Genomic DNA, 19,340 nt, shown 5'->3' with positions numbered 1-19,340 from the left:
ACGCATAGGGTGGGTAGGCGTGAACACCGCCCGGCGTGAGATCGTCGTCGTCAGCCTGGCGGTGTTACTGGTCGCCGCGGCGTTCGTCGTCCCGCACCTCGGCCTCGGCATCGTCACGCCGCTGATCAACAGCACCCCGAAGCAGATCGCGGCGTTCGCCGCAGCGGCCCCGATCTTCGGGCGGTGGAACGTCCACGTGGGGTGGGGCACCGTCCCGGCGATCGTGATCGGTCTCGGGGTCGCGCTGTGGGGTCCGTCGCTGGCCCAACGACTGCCGTGGCGTGGCGTCCCGTGGGCGGCGTGGGCCACCTCGTGCGGGTGGGCCTTCTCACTGGCGATGATCGACGGCTGGGCCCGTGGTTTCGCGCGGCGCCTCCAGACCACCAACGAGTACCTCCGCCAGGTGCCGTCGGTCACCGACATTCCCGAGGCGCTGCGCACGTTCTCGTCCAGAATCCTGGACTTCCAACCGAATTCGTGGATCACGCACGTCTCGGGACACCCGCCTGGCGCCCTGCTGACGTTCGTGTGGCTCGACCGCATCGGCCTCAGTGGCGGGGCGTGGGCGGGCCTGCTGTGCTTGCTGGTCGGCTCGAGCGCCGCCGCTGCGATCGTCGTCGCGGTGCGAGCGCTCTCCGGTGAGGACCTGGCGCGACGAGCGGCGCCCTTCGTCGCCGTGGCGCCGACGGCGATCTGGGTCGCAGTGTCTGCCGACGGCTACTTCGCGGGCGTGGCCGCATGGGGCATCGCGCTGCTGGCTCTCGCCGTGCGCGGTCCCGGGCGGCTGCCGATCGTGGCGGGCGCGGCGGCGGGGCTGGTGTTGGGTTGGGGGATCTTCCTCAACTACGGCCTCGGGCTCATTGCCCTGCCAGCGGTAGCGGTGCTGATCGCGGCGAAGGACGTCCGCTCCGCGCTGCGCGCGGTCATCCCGGCGGTACTCGTCGCACTCGCGGTCGTCGGTGTCTTCGCGCTAGTGGGGTTCTGGTGGGTCGACGGTTACACCCTGGTGCAGGAACGCTATTGGCAGGGCATCGCCGCGAACCGGCCATTCCAGTACTGGTCGTGGGCCAACTTCGCGTCGGTGGTCTGCGCGGTCGGGCTCGGCACCGTCGCGGGCGTGTGCCGAGCGTTCGACGCCACGTCGATCAAGCGGCGGTCCGGCCTGCATCTGGTGGTGCTCGCCACGCTGCTGGCCATCGTGTGCGCGGACCTCAGCATGCTGAGCAAGGCGGAGGTCGAGCGGATCTGGCTGCCGTACACGGTCTGGCTGACGGCCGCCGGGGCGCTGCTTCCACTGCGTTCACACCGTTTTTGGCTGGCTCTCAACGTTATTGGAGCCCTGGTGCTCAACAGTGTGATCCTGACGAACTGGTAGCCGCCGACCGGTCGTCACCTCTTCCGCGAGCGTGCGCGGACGTACATTCGTGCACGGCGTGTCGTGTACAGACACGCACGCTCGCGGGGGGAGGGTTTCGCGGGGGGAGGGTTAGGCGGCGGAAAGGCAGGCCAACACGCGTTCGCCGACAGGCATGACGGACGCGACGGCGAGGCCGACGTCCGCGGCGAGACGCTTGGCGCAATCGGCGCCGACCGAGGCCCATTGAAACCACGGCCCGACGGTCTTCACCGATTCCAGCCGGACCCAGCGGTGCTGGACCCCGCTGATGAGCGGGTCGAACTCGGCGACGCAGTGCCCACCCGAGCGCATCAGCTCGCCAGCGCGCCGGAGGACGCGGGTCGGGTCGCCGCCGAGGCCGACGTTGCCGTCGGCGAGAAGGACGGTGCCCCAGCGGCCGGTGCCTGGCAGCCGCTCGAAGACGTCGCGCCGCAGAGCTGGGGCGCCGCTGCGGCGGGCCAGCTCAACGGCGGTCTGCGACTGGTCCACCCCGAGGGCCGGTATGCCGAGCTTGGTCAGATGAGCAACGAAACGCCCAGGGCCGCAACCCAGATCGATCGTCGGCCCGTTGCACAGCCCGAGTACCGCCTGATCGAACGCCCGATCGAGACGCCTGCTCCCTGGCAGCCAAGTGTGCACCGGCAGGCCCTGCACGCTGCCGTCGTCATAGCGGATCCAACATCGCTCCCCCGTCAGAGCCGCGTCGTACAGGTTGCCCAGCAAGTCACACCTCCACCGTCATGGTGACCCGACGAAATCGACTGTCCGGCATGCACTCACGCTGGACCTCTTCGACGTCGTCGACGGTGTCGACGTCGGCCAGCTCGGATACCAATGCCACGTCCATCCCGGTGTCACGGAGAGCCGCAAGCGTTACGGCCCCGGTCTGCGCGGTCGACATGGGCACGGTTCGCAGGCATTCGGCAGCCTCGGGCGTGGTGACGCCCAAGACCCACCAACCGCCGTCACGGGCCATGCCGAGCACGGCGTCAGCGCCGACGAGCGCGCCCGCGCACTCAGCGAGGAGAGCCGCCGTGACCTGAGGGGTATCCATGCCGATCTGCAGAACGGGCAGTCCGCCGCATGCGATCGAGGCATCGGTGTGGGCGTTGGCGAGACGGTCGGCGAAGTCCTCCCCACGCTGCTCGACGACGGTGAAGTCCTCGAGCCGGTCCCGGATGTCGGAACTGCGGCTGGCGGCGGAGAGGTCGCCGGTCATGGCGACGATGCGGAACGCGACGGGCGCGGCCGCGACGGCGTCGAGGGTGTCCAACAGGGCGGCGGCGGCGGCGTCGGCCGCGGCGACTTTGCCGATGCTGGCGGCGAGTCGGGTCTTCGCCAAGCCTGGCACTGGGGCCTTCGCAACCACGAGCACCGCCACCGGACACTCCCCTGTCAAGAGATCACTCTCCAAAAGTCCAGTACTGCAAAGAAACTGCCACGTAGCGACCCACTCACCTTCGACTTCCCTCCGGTGCGCGAGCCATAGGCGATATCGTGCTCAGAGACGATCCAGCCCGCGGCAGCTGCCCGGACCAGCAGTTCCAGCGGATACCCTGATCTGCGGTCTTCTACACCCAGCCCGACGAGGGCATCCCGATACGCCACCCGCATCGGCGCGATGTCATGCACCGGAATCCCATGCCGGGTGCGCAGCCGCCAGCAAACCACTTGGTTGCCGAGCCGCGCGTGCCACGGCCAGCGCACGCCCGGCAGCGGCCGTCGCCGCCCGACGGCCATGTCGGCGCCCCGTTCCAGCACGTCGACGAGCTTGGGTAGCTCGCGGGGATCCATCGACCCGTCGCCGTCCAGTACCGCCACGATCGGTGTCGAAGCGGCCAGCATTCCCGCATGCACCGCAGCCCCATACCCCGGCCGGGCCTCCTCGACCACCTGCGCGCCGTAGCGGCGGGCCACCTCGGCAGTGTCGTCGGTGCTGTTGTTGTCCACCACCAGGGCCAGATAGCCGTCGGGAACCAGCTCGAGCACCCCTGGAAGTGAGTCCGCCTCGTTCATACAGGGCAGCACCACCGTCACTCGACCTGGGTCCACGGAGCGAGATTAGCCAACGATCCTGGGTGCCAAACGGCGGCAACGCTGACGATTCGGTGACGTCGGCGCAGGTTGGGACGGTGCCGACTAGTCTGGACCGTTGTGACCCGCGTCCTGATCGCCGACGACGACAACGTCGTCCGCGACGTCGTGCGCCGATACCTGGAACGCGACGGCCTCGACGTCTCGGTGGCGCGCGACGGCAATCAGGCGCTTCGACTGCTGGGGACCGAACAGATCGACGTCGCCATCCTGGACGTGATGATGCCTGGGCCCGACGGCTTGGCTCTCTGCCGCGTGCTGCGCGAACGCGGCGGCTACGGGGTGCCGGTGATCCTGCTGACCGCCCTCGGCGAGGAGGACGACCGCATCGCGGGGCTCGAGGCGGGCGCCGACGACTACCTCGTCAAGCCGTTCAGTCCGCGCGAGCTGGCGCTCAGGGTCCGTTCGGTCCTTCGGCGCACGCCGCCGATGGTCGGCGCTCCGCCGGTCGTCGTGACGGTGGGGGGCATGACGGTCTCGGCCGCGGCGCGGTCGGCGACCATCAACGGCCGGCCGATCAGCCTGACCAACCGCGAGTTCGACCTCCTCCTGTTCTTCCTGACCCATACCGGCGTCGTCTTCAGCCGCGACGAACTACTGAAACTGGTGTGGCAGTGGGACTTCGGCGACCTCTCCACCGTCACCGTGCACGTCAAGAGGCTGCGGTCGAAGCTCGGTGACCAGCAACGGGTCCAGACCGTCTGGGGCCGTGGCTACATGTGGAGCGAGGAGCGGTATGCCGACTGACATCTGGGAGATCGTCGGCATCGCGCTGGCGTGCTCGGTGCCGGTCGTGGCGGCAGGCGCCATCCTGATCCGGCTGGCGCGCTCGTGGTCCCTGACGCTCAGCATGGTCGTGCTCGTGCTGATCCCGACGGTGGCCACGTTCACCGGGGTGTTCGGCGCGAGCGGGTTCATGCTCTCGCCCCGGTTCGAAGGCATCACCATCGTCCTCGTCATCGTCTCGGTGGTGACCATCCCCGCCGCGATCATGCTCGCCCGCTATCAGGCCAGGCGCACGGTGTGGGAGCAGCAGATCCGCGAGTCCGAGGACATCGCGGAACAGTCGCGCCGACAGCTCGTCGCGTTCGTCAGCCACGACCTGCGCACGCCACTTGCCGGTATCCGCGCGGTGGCCGAGGCGATCGCCGACGGCGTGGTCGAAGACGACGAGGTCCGCTCGCACGCCAAGCACATCGAGCACGAGAGCATCCGGCTCTCCGAGATGGTCGACGACCTGTTCGAGATGTCAAAGATCAACGCGGGCGCCGTCCAGCCGGCCTTCGACAAGGTGGCATTGGACGAGGTCGTCGACGACGTGGTCGCAGCGCACCGCATCGCCGCGGAGCGGGCGGGCGTCGCGCTTCGCGCCAAGGTGCCCCCCAAGCCCGTCGGCGTGATCGGCAGTGATCGCGCCCTGGTGCGGGTGCTGTCCAACCTGGTCGCCAATGCCATCGCCCACACCCCGGAGGGCGGCACCGTCGAACTGACGATCGGCTCCGACGGGCACGGGGCCTGGGCCCGCGTCGACGACACCGGAGTCGGCATCAACGAGGCCGATCTGGCCCGTGTCTTCGACGTCGCCTACCGGGGATCCAACGGCCGGGTTCCTCGCGAAGACTCCTCGCTGCCAAGCGGATCCGGGTTGGGCCTGGCCATCGCAGCGGGGTTGGTACACGCACACCACGGCACGGTGTCGGCGTACAACCTGGGGACCGGCGCACGCTTCGAGGTGCGCCTGCCACTGGCCGGCGAGGAATAGCTCGGCGCCCAACGTTTCACATAGCGCTGGCGGCGACGAATTGCGACCAGTGCTGACCGGCAGTGCTATCTGAACGCGTGATGGCTTACTCCGGCAACGAGTTTCCCAGCCGCTGCGCGGCGGCGAGGTAGTCCTCGATGAACTCGAGGACCACGTCGCGCGCCGGTTTCACCTTGTTCATCAACCCGACGCCCTGGCCGACGAAGTACGTCGCCAGCGCCCGAGCGCCCTCGTGGCCGCCCTCGGCGAGCGCGTCGATGCGCCGCAGCACCGGCTCGCACAGCATCGACTGCAACGGCAATGGCAACGGCTGCTGACCTCCGGCGTGCGGCAACCAGGCGTCGGTCCAGTCCGAGACGAGTTGGCGCGACGGCTTTCCCGTTCGCCCAGCGGACCGGACGGTGTCGCGCGACGTGGCCGCGAGCATCTTCTGCACGGTGTGCGGCGCGGTCTCGGCCTCCTCGGTGGTCAACCACACCGAGCCGGTCCAGGCGCCGTCGGCTCCCATCGCGACGGCGGCGGCCATCTGTCTGCCCGTCACGATCCCGCCCGCGGCGAGCACGGGGATGTCGCTGCCGATCGCCTCCAGCGCCTGCAACACCTCGGGAATGAGCACCAGCGTGGTCACCTCGCCGCAGTGCCCGCCCGCCTCCGTGCCCTGCGCGACGATCAGATCGACGCCTGCGGCCACCTGCTTGACCGCGTGCTCCTTGGCGCCGACCAGGGCAGCGACGGGTATGCCGCGCTCGCGGCCCGCCTCGATCATGTAGTCGGGCGGCACGCCGAGGGCATTGGCGATCAGCTTGATCGGGTGGCTCATCGCCACGTCCAACAACTCCCTGCCGGTGTCGCCGGTCAGCGCCGACCCGCCGATCCGTGGCTTGGACTCGGCCTCGATGCCATGCTCGTTCAGCAGCCGGGCCACGAAGCCCCGGTATTCGTCGGGAATCCTGTCGACCAGCTGTGTGCGGGAAAGATTCTCGCCCTTGCCCTCGAACTTCGCGGGCACGATGATGTCGGCACCGTACGGCTTGCCGTGCACGTGCTCGTCGATCCACGTCAGCTCCTGGTCGAGCTGCTCGGGGGTGTACGCCGTGGCGCCGAGCACGCCGAAGCCGCCCGCATTGGTGACGGCGGCGACCACGTCGCGGCAGTGGCTGAAGGCGAACAGTGGGAAGTCGATGCCGAACTGCTCACAGATCCCGGGTGTACTCACCCCGTCAGTATCAACCCCCCGTCGCTTCGCTCGCCCCGCGACATTCACCCCGTCGCTTCGCTCGCCCCAGACATCCTCAGCCTCGCAACGGCGCGAACGCGAACTCACTCAGACCGTCGGACGGATCGATGGCCGCCCGGAAGCCGAGCACCTCGGCCGCTGCGGCGGGATCCGCGACGATGTGGCGGACGTCGCCGCTGCGGTACTGGCCGGTGACGACGGGCGGCAGCCCCTGGCGGGCGTCACAGATCTCGGTCGCGACCTCCATGATCGAGATGGGCCGCCCCGAACACACGTTGAACGCCGCGAAACCCTCGGTGTCGGCCACGACGGCCAGCGCGTTGCAGGCCGCCACGTCGTCGACGTGGACGAAGTCACGCATCTGACCGCCGTCCTCGAAAACCCTTGGTGGCTCGCCCCTTTCGATCGCAGACCGGAAGATCGCCGCCACCCCGGAGTAGGGGGTGTCGCGCGGCATCAGTGGGCCGTAGACGTTGTGGTAGCGCAGCGCCACCACCGATCCGCCCGTCGCCTCACTCCAGGCCAGCGCGTAGTGCTCCTGCGCGGTCTTGCTCGCGGCGTAGAGACTGCGCGGCCGCAGCGGCGCATCCTCCCCCACCAACCGCCACTGCAACTCCTCGCCACCGACCGGGCAGCGGTGCTCGAAGACGCCTGCGTCCTGGTCCGCGCGCGTCCTCGGCAGCGGGTCAACCGGTCCGTGCACCGGGCAGTCGAAGCCGCCCTGGCCGTACACCACCATCGACGACGCCAGCACCAGTCGTCGGCAGCCCGCGGCGTACATCTCGGCGAGCAACACCGTCGTGCCGAAGTCGTTGTGGCTGCCGTAGTTCGGCGCATCGGAGGCATCGACCCCCGCGCCGACCACCGCGGCCTGATGGCACACCACGTCGACGCCGGGCAGCAGCGAGGCCAAGCCCGAGGCATCCCTGACGTCGAACTCGAGCACACCGTCGGGGGGTGTGGTGGCGTCGCCGTGCGCGGCGGCGAGCATCGCGTCGATGGCGACCACCTCGTGGCCCGCGCCGGTCAGCGCCGCGCACACCCGGGTGCCGATGAAGCCGGCGGCACCCGTGACGAGGACTCTCACGGCAGGTCGATCGGCAGGGTGAGACCCTCGTGCGGAAGGCAGTGCGTGCAGGTGCGGACCTGCGCCACCCCAGCTATGGCCTCGTGGACGAGCTTCTTGAAGGGCACCATGTTCTTCTCGAACTCCGCGAAGACGTCGACGGCCTTGACGGCCGTTCCAGAATCGATGCCCGCGTCCAGGTCGGTCACCAAGGCGATTGCCGCATAACACATTTCGAGTTCGCGAGCGAGCACCGCCTCCGGGTAGCCCGTCATGTTGACCAGCGTGAAGCCCTGGGAGGCGAACCAACGGCTCTCCGCGCGCGTCGAAAAGCGGGGGCCCTGGATCACCACCATGGTGCCACCGTCGACGACGCCGGGCAGGTCGGCGGCCGCCGCACGCAACTCCGGGCAGTACGGATCGGCGAACCCGACGTGGATGCCGCCGGAGTCGAAGTAGGTGTCGATGCGGGCGCTGGTGCGGTCGACGAGCTGGTCGGGCACCACCATCGAGCCCGGTCCCAGCTCGGGCGTCAAGCTGCCGACCGCGCAGGGGGCGAAGATCCGTCGCACACCGAGGGCCCGCAGCGCCCACATGTTCGCGCGATACGGCACGGTGTGCGGGGAGAACTCGTGGTTGGCGCCGTGCCGGGGGAGGAAGGCGACCTCGTGCTCGCCGACCGTGCCGACCGTGATGGCGTCGCTCGGTGCGCCGTACGGCGTGTCGACGCTGATACTGCGCGCATCTGGGCCGAAGAACGTGTAGAAGCCGCTACCGCCGATCACTCCGAGCATGAGTCCATTGTCGTGCATGCTCTTCAAAGGCCTGCCGACCGGCGGCGTTCGACACGTGCCACCCGAACGCCGGCCGCGCACAGCCGGTTGTGCTTGACTCCGGCGATGGCAGTCCCCGATGCGGTGATCGGCGTCCGAGTCGGCCTGGCGGCGCCCGTCGGCGTAGCGGCCGCAATCCTCGTCGGGTTCACCGTCGGCTGGCCGTACGCACCGGCCACCGGGTGGATCATCGCGGCGCTGGTCTACCTGTCGTGGACCTGGATGATCATTGCGGGTCTGGACACCGCGGACACGCGCGCACACGCGACGAAGTACCGGGACGACGACTCCTCGCCGTGGATCCTCGACATCGCGGTGCTGGTGGCCAGCATGGCGAGTCTGGGCGGGGTGGGTTACCTGCTCGTCGCGGGCTCGACGGGCGGTGACATCGCCGCAGCCGTCGTCGGCGCGCTGAGCGTGGTGGCGGCGTGGCTCACGGTGCACACCGTGTACATGCTGAGATACGCCCGGCTGTTCTACGGAGGCGCAGAGCCCGGCGGGATCGACTTCCACCAGGGCGACGGTTACCTGCCCGACTACGGCGACTTCGCGTACCTGGCCTTCACGTTGGGGATGACCTATCAAGTGTCGGACACCGACCTGATCGACCGGCCGGTGCGGATGGCGGCGTTGCGCCACGCGCTGCTGTCATTCCTGCTGGGCGCCATCATCCTGGCGATCACCATCAACCTGGTGGCCAGCCTGCTCGGCGGCCACTGAGCCATCCCGTGCGACGCCATCCCGTGCGACGATGACCGGCGTGGCCAGTTTCGCGCAGTGGGTCGAGGGCGCCCGTCCACGGACGTTGCCCAATGCCGTCGCCCCAGTTCTCGCTGGCACGGGGGCAGCGGCTTGGCTGGGCGATGCCGTGTGGTGGAAGGCGCTGCTGGCGTTGATCGTGTCGCTGGCACTGATCGTCGGCGTCAACTACGCCAACGACTACTCCGACGGCATCCGCGGCACCGACGACGTGCGCGCCGGACCGCTGCGGCTGGTCGGGTCCCGGCTGGCGTCGCCGCGGGCCGTCGCGACCGCGGCCGCGATCAGCCTCGGCGTCGGAGCCGTCGCGGGCCTGGCGCTGGCGATCGCCAGCGAACCGTGGCTGATCGCCATCGGTGCTGCGTGCATCGCGGGGGCGTGGCTCTACACCGGCGGTTCCAGGCCCTACGGCTACATCGGGCTCGGCGAGGTCGCCGTGTTCGTGTTCTTCGGCCTCGTCGCCGTGCTCGGCACCCAGTACACCCAGGCCCTGCGGGTGGACTGGGTCGGCGCCGCGCTCGCGGTCGCGACGGGCGCCCTGTCGTCGGCCGTGCTGGTGGCCAACAACCTCCGCGACATCCCGACCGACGAGGACTCCGGCAAGATCACGCTGGCGGTGCGCCTCGGCGATGCGCGCACCCGCGTGCTCTTCCAGGTGTTGGTGGCGCTGGCGTTCGTGCTGACGCTGGTGCTGATGCTCGCGACGCCTTGGTGTGCGGTCGGCCTGGTCGCACTGCCGCTCGCCGTGCGGGCGGCGGCGCCGGTGCGCACCGGCCGCGGCGGCAAGGACCTGATCCCGGTGCTGCGCGACACCGGGCTGACGATGTTGGTGTGGTCGGTCGCGGTGGCGGCCGCGCTGACGTTCGGCTGATTCTCAGCCCACCCCGAGCGTTGACACGTCACCGCCCACGTTGCGGCGCTCCGCCCCAGGCAATGGCATCCTGACTGGATGGGCATCGTGTTCCGGCTGGCGGAGCTTCTGCTGATGCTCATGCCCGTGGCGGGCGTCATCGTCGCGGCGGTCAGCATGTGGAAGCGGGTCCAGCGGCCGTCGGACCGGTCCGAGGGACCCAGGCTCGACGACGCGCCGTCCGCAGCCGCCTCGCCGAGCAAGCCAACCAACCCCGCCGCCATGTGGCGGATGATCACCCGTACCATCGACGAACACGGCCGCACGGACACGCGCTGGATGTCCTACGAGCTCGACAGCGACAAGCTCCTCGACTTCCCGTTGATGACCGACATGCGCGACCCGCTCACCACGGACTTCCACAAGGCGAAGCTGCGCGCCGATCTGCTGCGACCCGCGAAGGCCGAGGACCTGCTCGACGACCGTGAGTCGGCCGCCCGGTACCTCGCGGCGGTCGAGGACTACACGACCGCGTTCGACACCGCCGAGGCCGAGGCGATCCGCCGACGCCGCAGCGACTTCTCCCCCGAGGCTCAGCAGCGGATCGCCCGCGCCCGCAGCCTGCTCAGCGTGGCGTCGGACATCGGTGCGACACAGAACGAACGTGAGCAGGCGTATGCGCTGGCGTGCAAGGAACTCGACGGGCTCGTCGTCCTGCCGACCGCAACCCGCGACGGCATCGAACGGGGCATCGCTGGACAGCTCGGCGGCTGACCGTAGGCCCGAGGCATGGAGTGAGTTCGAAACTTGACATCACCCGTATGTCAAGTCTTGCGAGAGCCCCTCACCCGGCCAGCGCGTCGAGCAGTCGCTGCAGATCGTCCTCGGTGTTGTAGAGGTGAAAGCCCACCCGCACTGCGCCGGCCCGCACGGACGCCATGACACCAGCGCTCCTCAGCTTGTCGGCGGCATCGGCGAACGGCAGCGACACGATGGCCGAGGCGACGGGTGGCAGCTCGAATTCCGCCCGCAGCTGCGAGGCCAGGCCGAGGCAGTGCGCCTCGACGACTTCGCGGTCGAGCGACGCCAACCAGGGCAACGTCAGACCCGCCCCCAGCACGCCGAACCACGCGGGTGACGTATCGAACCGTCGCGCATCGTCGGCCAGCCGCAACGGCAGCCCGTAGATCGTCGACCACGGCTGCGCCCCGGCGTACCAATTGGCCAGATGCGGGGTCATCCGGCGAGCAACCCTGTCGCTCAACGACATCCACGCCGTACCGCGCGGCGCCATCAGCCACTTGTAGACCGCCGCCGCGGTGACGTCGACCCAGCCCAGATCGAGGGCCTTCCATCCGACCGCCTGCGTCACGTCGATGACCGTGATGGTGTCGGCACCCGTCAGCGCGGCGCGCAGCCGATCGACGTCGAGCAGCTCGCCGTCAGCCGACTGCACCAGGCTCGCCACCACCACGTCGTAGTTCGCCGCCGCGGCGATCAACTCCCCTGCCGTCATCTCGGTGACCGTCACGCCCCGTCCCACCTGGGCGGCAAATGGGAAGGTGGTGCTCGTGAACTCACCGGCCAGCGTCGCAACTTTGGCGCCGTCGGGAATCGCCGACGCGACCAACCCGAGCAGGGCCGACACACTGCCACCCATCACCACCGACTCGACGCCGACCCCGACGAGCTCGGCGTAGGCGGCCCGACCGCGACGCACCGACTCGTCGAACGACGGAACGTCCATGGTGCCCGTCTGCCATTCGCTGAGGCAACGATTCAGGGCATCGATCAGGAACACCGGTGGCAGGCCATACGTCGGAGAGTTGAGAAATCCTGCGGCGCCCACGAACTGGGCTCCGAAGGCCGACCGGGGCGAAGTCGTCACGCTTTCGTCATCGGGTAGGGGGCTCTTCGCCCCGCAGACGAGCCCGCAACTGTTCGCGGTCACTGCGGCGACGCTCGTCGAACACCGCGATGCTGGCGGTCGCGCGACGACGCAACGGCGCGAACAGCCAGATGCCAAGAGGAAACGCCAGCACGATCGCGAACAGCAGCGGCACCACGATCGGGAACTCCTGGACCCCCAGCAGGTGCGCGCCGAGGTAGATCACCAGCGCAAGCAGCCCGACCAGCAGGATGCGGGCAATCGTGTAGACGAGGACGTCGACCACCATGCTCCTACCCTCCGAACCAGACACGATCCCGAGCCTACCGACGGCGCGTACCCTGACAACAAGGAGGTTTTCGTGCTGCAGTTCTTATTCCTCGCCATGATGTTGGCGGGACTGGCCTATGGGGCCTGGCGCCTAGTACGCGCCACGGCCAGTCGACCGAAAACCAGAACGATCGGGCCGGACGACGACCCGGACTTCCTGAACCGGCTCAACCACGGCAAGGATCCCCGCTGAGCCCACCACGAGCTGCTACGTCACGCTCGGAAATCCGGTTGCCACGACGGCCGCCAACTCAGTCAACGCATCGCGCGTCGGCGCCTTCAACCGGTCGAGGCTGATCTCGGCGCCCTCCTCGAGATGCGGGTCGAACGGCACCTCGAGCACCGCCCGGCAGCGCCGGGAGAAGTGATCGGCGACCTTCCCCAAGTCGACGCGCGAGCCGCCCCCTCCCGATCGCGGCCGCACCGCGTTGATCACGGCGATCGAGTTCGCGACGAGCTGTTGATACCCGTGGGCGTCGAGCCAGTCCAATGTCGCCGACGCGCTGCGGGCCCCGTCGACGGAACCCGAGCCGACCACGATCAACACGTCGGCGTTGTTCAGCACCGCCGACATCGCGGAGTGCAGCATCCCCGTGCCGCAGTCGGTCAGAACCAGGCTGTAGAAACGCTCGAGCACTTCGAGGGTGCGTTTGTAGTCGTCGCTGCTGAAGGCCTCCGACACCGCCGGATCGCTTTCCGAGGCAAGCACTTCCAGCTTGCTGGGCCCCTGTGACGTGTAGGCGCGGACGTCGCTGTAACTGCTGATGCCCTCAGCGTCGCGCAGCAGGTGACGGACCGTGGACGGCGTCTCGAGCTGGACCTTCTCACTGAGCGTGCCCCGGTCGGGGTTGGCGTCCACGGCGATGACGCGGTCGCCTCTGGCGGAGGCGAACGTGGCACCGAGCGTCGCGGTGATCGTCGTCTTCCCGACTCCGCCCTTGAGCGAGAGCACCGCGATCCCGTAGCAGCCGCGCAGCGGCCGACTCGCCTGTGTGGCGAGCGCTTTGCGGCGCATGGCCTTGGCGCCCTCGCCAAGGTTGACCAGGGTGAACGAGCCTAGGTAGACCCAGTGACGCCAGCCGCGCGTCGGCTTTCGCTTGGGCTGGCCCAGAAGCGCGACGGTCGACAGGTCCAGCTTCGGTGGCGACACGTCCGGTTCCGCAGAAGCGGCGGGCTGAGGTGCCGGCAGGTGCACCACCGGCAGCCCGTGAGGCGGTGTCGACGCCGTCCATTCCGGCGGTATCGCTTGGGCTGGGTCGCTGAACCGCTCTTGCGCCCGGAACGCCGGTGGTTGGTCAGATGCGCGGGGGTGAGACGAGCCTGGAGAAGTCAAGCTCAGCCCACCCCGGCATACGAGTGAAGGCCAGTCACGACCAGGTTGATGAAGAACAGGTTGAACACCATCGCGACGAATCCGACGACGTTGATCCAGGCGGCCTTGCGGTCGCGCCAGCCCGCCGTCGACCGGGCGTGAAGGTAGGCGGCGTAGACCACCCAGGCGATGAACGCGACCGTCTCCTTGGGGTCCCAACCCCAGTAGCGGCCCCACGCCTCCTCGGCCCAGATGGCGCCGAAGATCACCCCGAAACCGAAGATGGGGAAGGCGAAGATCGTCGCGCGGTACGCGATCCGGTCCAGCGTCTGCGCGTCGGGCAGGCGCTGGACGACGGCCGCGAGCGTGCCGTCGCGACCGGGATCCGCGAGCGGCGACATCTTGACCAGGAACAGCAAGCTCGCGACGCCGGCGACGAGGAACACCCCGGAGCCGAGGCTGACCACCGACACGTGGATGGGCAACCAGTAGGACTGCAGCGCGGGCATCACCGGTGCGGCGTTGGAGTACAACCACCTGCCCGAGACGGCCAACAGGATCAGCACGGGCAGCAGCACGAACGCCCACAGCGCCCGGTAGTTCGGACGGCGCAATACGATCGCCGCGGCAACCAGGCCGCAGAAGCAGGTCAGGTTGATGAACTCGTACATGTTGCCCCATGGCACGCGCGAGGTCGCCAATCCGCGCAGCACGATGCAGGCGAACAGCATCAGGGTGCCGACGTACACCAGCGCGAGGCCGGCGCGGCCGATCCGTTCGTCGACGAGACGTCTCGGAGTATCGGCGACGACGCCGGGCTTCGGGCTGTCGGCGGCAACCCCCGCGCTTACCAGCTCACGGGCCTCGGCCTTGCGGCTGCCGCTGTAGGCGAGTTCCACCGCGAGCAGCAGCAGGGCGATGACCAGCACCACGATCGATGACGTGAAGGCCCAGTCCGAGTAGCGGGAGAGCCCGACGTCGATCGCCGCCCTCATGCGCGAACCCGCTCGGCTTCTCGCTTGGTGGTGTTCATTCGCTCTTCTCTCCCGACGGTGGAACCAGCCGCGCGGTCAGCCTCTCGAACTCGTCGCCCCACCCGGAATTGTCGGTGCGGGCGAGACCGCCCAGCTCAACGCTCACGGTACCCGGCCCCGCCGGGGAGACCCGCACCCAGATCCGGCGTCGCCGCACGATGAGCGACACCACCAGACCCGCCATCATGGCCAACGCCGACACCAAAACCCACACCTGCGCGGGATCGTGGGAGACCTGGACGTTGATGAACGGTACGGCGCCGTCGAACCGGACCACCGTGCCGTCCTTCAGCCGCGTGGACTGACCTGCCTTCAGATTCACCCGCACCTGCTTGTTGAGTCGCCTCTGTTCAATGAGGCTCGGGTCGAGGCTGAAGAGCGACTGCGGGCGGCCGGTGTCCAGGCCGGTGTCACCGCGGTAGACGTCGATCGCCACGGCGGGGTCGTTCAGCGCGGGGAAGCTCGAGGACAGGAGCTTGCCATCAAGTTGCTCAGTCGGTGCGAACAGCCCCTGGATCGCGATCTGGTTCTTGCGCCGCTCACCGGCGCTGGGAAAGGTGCCACCCGGTGGGTCGACGCGGATGACTCCCGATGACAGCAGGGTCAGGGGTTCGTCGGGCCGCCACTGCACGGTCTGGGTGCGGGTCTGTCCGTCGGGAAAGGTGACGGTGAACGTCGGGGCGTAACCGTGGCCCTGCAGGTAGAGTCGGTCGCCGCCGAGACGCAACGGGTGGTTGACCTCGAGCCGGTAGGGCCGCCACGTGCCGCTGTCGAGGTCGTCGCCCGCCTGGTAGTCGACGTTCGCCGCGAAACTCAATGCCGCACCGCTGGGTAGATATCGGGCGTCGAAGTCGTTGACCCGCAGGCAGATCGGGTTCAGTGAGGTGCCGTCGACGGTGTTGCCCGCACGGAAGGAGTCGAACGCCGCCGGGGAGGCCGAGCAGAAGCCCGGCCCGCCGTTGGCGATCACGATGACATTGCCCTCGTAACCGAACAACTTGCCTGCGGCCACTGCGATGAGAAGGCCGAGCAGCGCGAAGTGGAAGACGATGTTGCCGAACTCGCGGAAATAGCCCTTTTCCGCTGAAATCTCGGTGATCTCGCCGTCTCGGCGGGTGACGCGGCGCCAGCCCTTGAGACGCTGCTCGACGGCTGCGGCGACGGCGTCCGGCTCACCGGCGTTGACGACGGTGTGGTGTTTGGGCAGCCGGGCGAGGTTCCTCGGCGCGGCGACCGGTGTCGCGCGCACACTCCGGACGTGTTCGAGCAGCCGCGGGGTCAGACATCCCACCAGCGAGGTGAACAGCAGCGCATAGATCGCCGTGAACCAGAAGCTGGAGAACACGTCGAACGCCTGCAGCCGATCGAGCCACGGACCGATGAGCGAGTGCTTGGCCAGGTACTCACCGACCTTCGCCTCGTTGAGGCTGCGCTGCGGCAGCAGCGCCCCTGGGATCGCGCCGAGCGCCAGCAGGAACAGCAGCACCAGCGCAGTGCCCATCGAGGTGAGCGTCCGCCACGTGTTCCGAAACAGCGCGAGAAGACGCAAAGGTGCTCCGACACGCCGCGGTTCGGGCACATTTGCTGGGCCCCCGCTTGCGGGGACTGCTCGCGGGGGGGATGTGGTCATATCGGCAACCGCACGTCGCTGACGAACGCGTCCCGCACCCAAGAGATGAAGTCTGCCCACAGCCCGGTCACCAGCGCGACGCCGACCAGGATCAGCAGTACGCCGCCGAAGATCTGGATGGTCCTCGTGTGACGGCGCAGCCAACCCAGCCCCTGGACCGCCCGCGCGGACCCGAAGGCCAACAGCAGGAATGGGATTCCCAGGCCGAGGCAGTACGCGACGACGAGCACCACACCCCGGGCGACTGCCGAGCCGTCGGTCGCCGATGCCACCGCGATCACCGCGGTCAGGGTCGGGCCGAGGCACGGTGTCCAACCGAGCGCGAAGACCGCCCCGAGCAGCGGCGCTCCGCCGATGGTGGAGACCAGTTTCGGCGTGAACCTGGCCTCGCGCTGCAGCGCGGGGATGAACCCGACGAACACCAGCCCCATCACGATGGTGACGACGCCGCCGATGCGTTGCAGCAGTAGCTGATTGGTCAACAGAGTGGTGGTGAGCCCGAGCACCGCGACCGTGCCGAGCACGAACACCACGGTGAATCCGGCGACGAACAGCGCGGCGGCGCCCGCGACGCGCCACCGGGCCGACCGGACCGTCGTGCGCGCGACGCCACCCTCGGTGCCGTCCTCCTCCACGCCGACGACCGCAGCCAGGTAGGACAGGTATCCGGGAACCAGCGGCACCACGCACGGCGAGGCGAACGAGACGAATCCGGCCAGCACGCTGACGCAGAACGCGAGTGCCAGCGGCCCGGCTGACATCAACTGCCCGACCTGGTCGAGGCTCAGTGCAAGGTTCGTCACTTCTCGGTCGCCAGCCTCTGCACGACGGGCTGCAGGTCCTGGGCCAGCAGTTCGCGAAGGAAGACCGCGGCGACGCGGTGCTGGCGGTCGAGCACGACCGTCGAGGGGATGACGGTGGTCGGGTACCTGCCGCCGAACGCGATCATGGTGCGCATCGACGGGTCGTAGATCGACGGGAACGTCACCTTGCGGTCGACGATGAAATCGACGGCGGCATCGCGGTTGTTGTCCCGCACGTCGATCCCAAGGAACGCGACGCCGTCAGCGCGCGTGGCGTCGTATACCTTCTGCAGCTCGGTGATCTCCGAACGGCACGGGCCGCACCACTGCCCCCAGACGTTGATGACGACGACCTTCCCCGCATAGTCGTCCAGGGAGATCGCCTTCGCCGGGTCGGTCAGGTCAGGGCCCGTGATCTTCCCTGGGCGACTACGACTTTCGGGCGGATCGTAGAAGATGTCGGTCTTGCCGCCCGGCGCCACGAACTCGAAGGAGCCGCCCTGGGCTACGGCGTCGTCACCGGTGGCACATCCCGTCAGCAACACCGCCAACGACACGAACGACACCACCAGCCATCTCACTACAGACCCCAGGGCTCCGAGTATCCCCAGCGGGTCAGCGTGTCTCCGGAGAAGGTGAACGACGTGATCGAGGCCAGGTTGCACAACCTGCTGTGCGGCAACGGGAGATGGGGCAGCGACCGCTCGGTCAACGACCGCCGCAGTGTCTCGACGGGGAGCTGGTGACTGACGCAGACCGCCTCGTGGCCTGCGGCGCGGACCCGAGCTCGGTGCAGCGCCGCCTTCATACGCGCCGCGACCTCGACGTACGGCTCGCCCCACGACGGGGTGCGCGGGTTGCGCAGGCGCGGCCAGTTCCTCGGGTCGCGCAAGGCGCCGTCACCGGGTGCCACCTTCTCGCCCTCGAAGTGGTTCCACGACTCCACGAGGTCGCCGTCGGTGTCGATGCTCAACCCGTGGGACGCGGCGATCGGCGCGGCGGTCTCCTGCGCGCGTTCCAGGGGCGAGGCGACGATGTAGACGATGTCGTTGCGCGCCAACCAGTCCTCGGCCGACTGCGCCTGGAGGCGACCGCGTTCGGACAGGTGGAAGTCCGGAAGGCGTCCGTAGAGAACCTTGTCCGGGTTGTGCACCTCGCCGTGACGCATCACGTGCACGGTCGTCGTGACCGTCATGCCGGTGCCTCGGCGCCTGCGGCCGCCCTGGCTGCAGCGGGCAGCGCGGCGGCGATCCGCTCGAAGGCGTCGTCGTCGAGCGCCGTCGAGACGAACCACGCCTCGAAGGCACTGCACGGCGGGTAGACCCCGGCGGCGAGCAACGCGTGGAAGAAGGGCGGGAAGCGCCACGTCTCGGTGGCCTTCGCCGTCGCGAAGTCGACCACTGGACCGTCGGTGAAGAACACGCTCAGCATGTTCCCGGCCCGCGAAATCTGATGCGCCACAGAAGCTTCCGCCAAGGCGCCGGTGAGCAGTCCGGCGAGCCGGTCGGCGTTGGCGTCCAACGTCGCGTAGACGGCGTCGTCGGCGGCACGAAGCGTGGCGAGCCCCGCTGCCATCGCGACCGGGTTACCCGACAGCGTGCCCGCCTGGTAGACGGGACCCAGCGGCGCCAGGCGTTCCATCACCTCGGCACGGCCGCCGAACGCCGCCGCGGGCAGTCCGCCGCTCATGACCTTGCCGAACGCGAAGAGGTCGGCGTCGACCGGGTCGATCCCATACCAGCCCGAACGGCTGACCCGGAAGCCCGTCATCACCTCGTCGAGAATCAGCAGCGCCCCATGCTCGGAGGTGATGCGCCGCAGCGCGGCGTTGAAGCCGGGCAGCGGAGGTACAGTGCCCATGTTGCCGGCCGCGGCTTCGGTTATCACACAGGCTATTTCATCACCGACATCGGCAAAGGCGGCTTCGGTGGCGGCGACGTCGTTGTAGGGCAGCACGATCGTGTCGGCGGTGGCCGCGCCGGTGACGCCCGGCGAGGAGGGCAGGCCCAACGTCGCGACGCCAGAACCGGCGTCGGCGAGGAGCGCGTCACTGTGTCCGTGATAGCAGCCGGAGAACTTGACGATCTTCGCGCGTCCGGTGAAGCCGCGGGCCAGCCGGATCGCACTCATGGTGGCCTCGGTGCCGGAGTTGACCAGCCGGACCTTGTCGACGGCGCCGACCCGGCCGATGATCTCGCGTGCCAGCTCGCTCTCCGACGGCGTCGGCGCCCCGAAGCTGAGCCCGTCGGCGGCGGCCCGCTGCACTGCCTCGACCACGGCGGGATGCGCATGGCCCAGAATCATCGGTCCCCACGAGCACACCAGGTCGACGTACCGATTGTCGTC

22 protein-coding genes are annotated in these 19,340 nt (G+C 68.9%); 7 read left to right on the top strand and 15 right to left on the bottom strand.

The features are described 5' to 3' along the window. The first annotated feature begins 19 nt into the window (after nucleotides 1-19). Nucleotides 20-1,375, top strand: coding sequence for a hypothetical protein (locus QOI01_RS30540; RefSeq protein WP_526387036.1), 1,356 nt, complete (start codon nucleotides 20-22; stop codon nucleotides 1,373-1,375). Nucleotides 1,376-1,486: 111 nt separating this feature from the next. On the opposite strand, the gene QOI01_RS30535 is transcribed toward QOI01_RS30540, so the two are convergent. From QOI01_RS30535 to QOI01_RS30525, 3 genes are read right to left on the bottom strand one after another with little or no spacing between them, the layout of a single operon-like run. After that, nucleotides 1,487-2,119, bottom strand: coding sequence for a methyltransferase domain-containing protein (locus QOI01_RS30535; RefSeq protein ID WP_526387034.1), 633 nt, complete (start codon nucleotides 2,117-2,119; stop codon nucleotides 1,487-1,489). Between the two features lies 1 nt (nucleotide 2,120). Continuing rightward, nucleotides 2,121-2,777, bottom strand: a complete 657-nt coding sequence (locus QOI01_RS30530) for a TIGR04282 family arsenosugar biosynthesis glycosyltransferase (protein ID WP_526387032.1) — start codon at nucleotides 2,775-2,777, stop codon at nucleotides 2,121-2,123. 14 nt (nucleotides 2,778-2,791) lie between these two features. After that, nucleotides 2,792-3,433, bottom strand: a complete 642-nt coding sequence (locus QOI01_RS30525; RefSeq protein ID WP_526387030.1) for a glycosyltransferase family 2 protein — start codon at nucleotides 3,431-3,433, stop codon at nucleotides 2,792-2,794. A gap of 117 nt (nucleotides 3,434-3,550) precedes the next feature. On the opposite strand from QOI01_RS30525, the gene QOI01_RS30520 reads away from it, so the two are divergent. Continuing rightward, on the top strand, nucleotides 3,551-4,237 hold the full coding sequence (locus QOI01_RS30520; RefSeq protein WP_526387028.1) for a response regulator transcription factor: 687 nt from the start codon (nucleotides 3,551-3,553) through the stop codon (nucleotides 4,235-4,237). After that, nucleotides 4,227-5,252, top strand: coding sequence for a sensor histidine kinase (locus tag QOI01_RS30515; protein WP_526387026.1), 1,026 nt, complete (start codon nucleotides 4,227-4,229; stop codon nucleotides 5,250-5,252). Before QOI01_RS30520 ends, QOI01_RS30515 begins: the two co-directional genes overlap by 11 nt. An 85-nt stretch (nucleotides 5,253-5,337) precedes the next feature. Here the strand turns inward: QOI01_RS30515 and QOI01_RS30510 are convergent, their stop codons facing one another. From QOI01_RS30510 to QOI01_RS30500, 3 genes are all read right to left on the bottom strand, one after another. Then, nucleotides 5,338-6,468 carry a nitronate monooxygenase gene (locus QOI01_RS30510; RefSeq protein ID WP_526387024.1) on the bottom strand — a complete coding sequence of 377 codons (1,131 nt, stop codon included), beginning with the start codon at nucleotides 6,466-6,468 and terminating at the stop codon, nucleotides 5,338-5,340. Between the two features lie 76 nt (nucleotides 6,469-6,544). After that, nucleotides 6,545-7,576, bottom strand: coding sequence for an NAD-dependent epimerase/dehydratase family protein (locus QOI01_RS30505; RefSeq protein WP_526387023.1), 1,032 nt, complete (start codon nucleotides 7,574-7,576; stop codon nucleotides 6,545-6,547). Beyond that, nucleotides 7,573-8,349 (bottom strand): S-methyl-5'-thioadenosine phosphorylase, encoded by a 777-nt coding sequence (locus tag QOI01_RS30500; protein WP_526387021.1) that lies wholly within the window; start codon nucleotides 8,347-8,349, stop codon nucleotides 7,573-7,575. The genes QOI01_RS30505 and QOI01_RS30500 overlap by 4 nt, the downstream gene beginning before the upstream one ends. Before the next feature lie 105 nt (nucleotides 8,350-8,454). Here QOI01_RS30500 and QOI01_RS30495 point away from each other — a divergent pair, with 105 nt between their 5' ends. From QOI01_RS30495 to QOI01_RS30485, 3 genes are all read left to right on the top strand, one after another. Next, nucleotides 8,455-9,108 (top strand): DUF1345 domain-containing protein, encoded by a 654-nt coding sequence (locus QOI01_RS30495; protein WP_526387019.1) that lies wholly within the window; start codon nucleotides 8,455-8,457, stop codon nucleotides 9,106-9,108. A gap of 40 nt (nucleotides 9,109-9,148) precedes the next feature. Further along, complete coding sequence (locus QOI01_RS30490) at nucleotides 9,149-10,018, top strand: 1,4-dihydroxy-2-naphthoate polyprenyltransferase (RefSeq protein WP_526387017.1); 870 nt, start codon at nucleotides 9,149-9,151, stop codon at nucleotides 10,016-10,018. Nucleotides 10,019-10,096: 78 nt separating this feature from the next. Then, nucleotides 10,097-10,771 carry a hypothetical protein gene (locus QOI01_RS30485; RefSeq protein WP_526387016.1) on the top strand — a complete coding sequence of 225 codons (675 nt, stop codon included), beginning with the start codon at nucleotides 10,097-10,099 and terminating at the stop codon, nucleotides 10,769-10,771. 70 nt (nucleotides 10,772-10,841) lie between these two features. On the opposite strand, the gene QOI01_RS30480 is transcribed toward QOI01_RS30485, so the two are convergent. Both QOI01_RS30480 and QOI01_RS30475 read right to left on the bottom strand, forming a co-directional pair. Further along, complete coding sequence (locus tag QOI01_RS30480) at nucleotides 10,842-11,885, bottom strand: aminotransferase class V-fold PLP-dependent enzyme (protein WP_526387014.1); 1,044 nt, start codon at nucleotides 11,883-11,885, stop codon at nucleotides 10,842-10,844. Nucleotides 11,886-11,892: 7 nt separating this feature from the next. Continuing rightward, nucleotides 11,893-12,174 carry a DUF4229 domain-containing protein gene (locus QOI01_RS30475; RefSeq protein WP_526387093.1) on the bottom strand — a complete coding sequence of 94 codons (282 nt, stop codon included), beginning with the start codon at nucleotides 12,172-12,174 and terminating at the stop codon, nucleotides 11,893-11,895. A 96-nt stretch (nucleotides 12,175-12,270) separates the two neighbouring features. On the opposite strand from QOI01_RS30475, the gene QOI01_RS30470 reads away from it, so the two are divergent. Then, nucleotides 12,271-12,408 (top strand): hypothetical protein, encoded by a 138-nt coding sequence (locus QOI01_RS30470; RefSeq protein WP_526387091.1) that lies wholly within the window; start codon nucleotides 12,271-12,273, stop codon nucleotides 12,406-12,408. Between the two features lie 15 nt (nucleotides 12,409-12,423). Here the strand turns inward: QOI01_RS30470 and QOI01_RS30465 are convergent, their stop codons facing one another. The 7 genes from QOI01_RS30465 to hemL all read right to left on the bottom strand — a co-directional run. Next, a complete protein-coding gene (locus tag QOI01_RS30465; protein ID WP_526387089.1) occupies nucleotides 12,424-13,554 on the bottom strand; it encodes a MinD/ParA family ATP-binding protein in 1,131 nt (376 codons plus the stop codon). Further along, on the bottom strand, nucleotides 13,551-14,522 hold the full coding sequence (ccsB, locus tag QOI01_RS30460) for a c-type cytochrome biogenesis protein CcsB (protein WP_526387012.1): 972 nt from the start codon (nucleotides 14,520-14,522) through the stop codon (nucleotides 13,551-13,553). Before ccsB ends, QOI01_RS30465 begins: the two co-directional genes overlap by 4 nt. 34 nt (nucleotides 14,523-14,556) lie before the next feature. Continuing rightward, complete coding sequence (gene resB / locus QOI01_RS30455; RefSeq protein WP_526387010.1) at nucleotides 14,557-16,062, bottom strand: cytochrome c biogenesis protein ResB; 1,506 nt, start codon at nucleotides 16,060-16,062, stop codon at nucleotides 14,557-14,559. A gap of 125 nt (nucleotides 16,063-16,187) precedes the next feature. After that, on the bottom strand, nucleotides 16,188-16,952 hold the full coding sequence (locus tag QOI01_RS30450) for a cytochrome c biogenesis CcdA family protein (RefSeq protein WP_526387087.1): 765 nt from the start codon (nucleotides 16,950-16,952) through the stop codon (nucleotides 16,188-16,190). A gap of 38 nt (nucleotides 16,953-16,990) precedes the next feature. Then, nucleotides 16,991-17,563, bottom strand: coding sequence for a TlpA disulfide reductase family protein (locus QOI01_RS30445; RefSeq protein WP_526387008.1), 573 nt, complete (start codon nucleotides 17,561-17,563; stop codon nucleotides 16,991-16,993). 11 nt (nucleotides 17,564-17,574) lie between these two features. Further along, the gene (locus QOI01_RS30440; RefSeq protein WP_526387006.1) at nucleotides 17,575-18,189 is read right to left on the bottom strand and encodes a histidine phosphatase family protein; all 615 of its coding nucleotides are present in this window, start codon (nucleotides 18,187-18,189) and stop codon (nucleotides 17,575-17,577) included. After that, nucleotides 18,186-19,340, bottom strand: a 1,155-nt coding sequence (gene hemL, locus QOI01_RS30435) for a glutamate-1-semialdehyde 2,1-aminomutase (RefSeq protein WP_526387004.1), incomplete at its 5' end; no start/stop codon positions are given. The genes QOI01_RS30440 and hemL, both read right to left, overlap by 4 nt.

Source organism: Mycobacterium sp., assembly GCF_032162605.1.
Classification (GTDB): Bacteria; Actinomycetota; Actinomycetes; order Mycobacteriales; family Mycobacteriaceae; genus Mycobacterium.
Note: the sequence above shows the minus strand (reverse complement) of the source record. Positions and strands in the feature narration are given on the sequence as shown.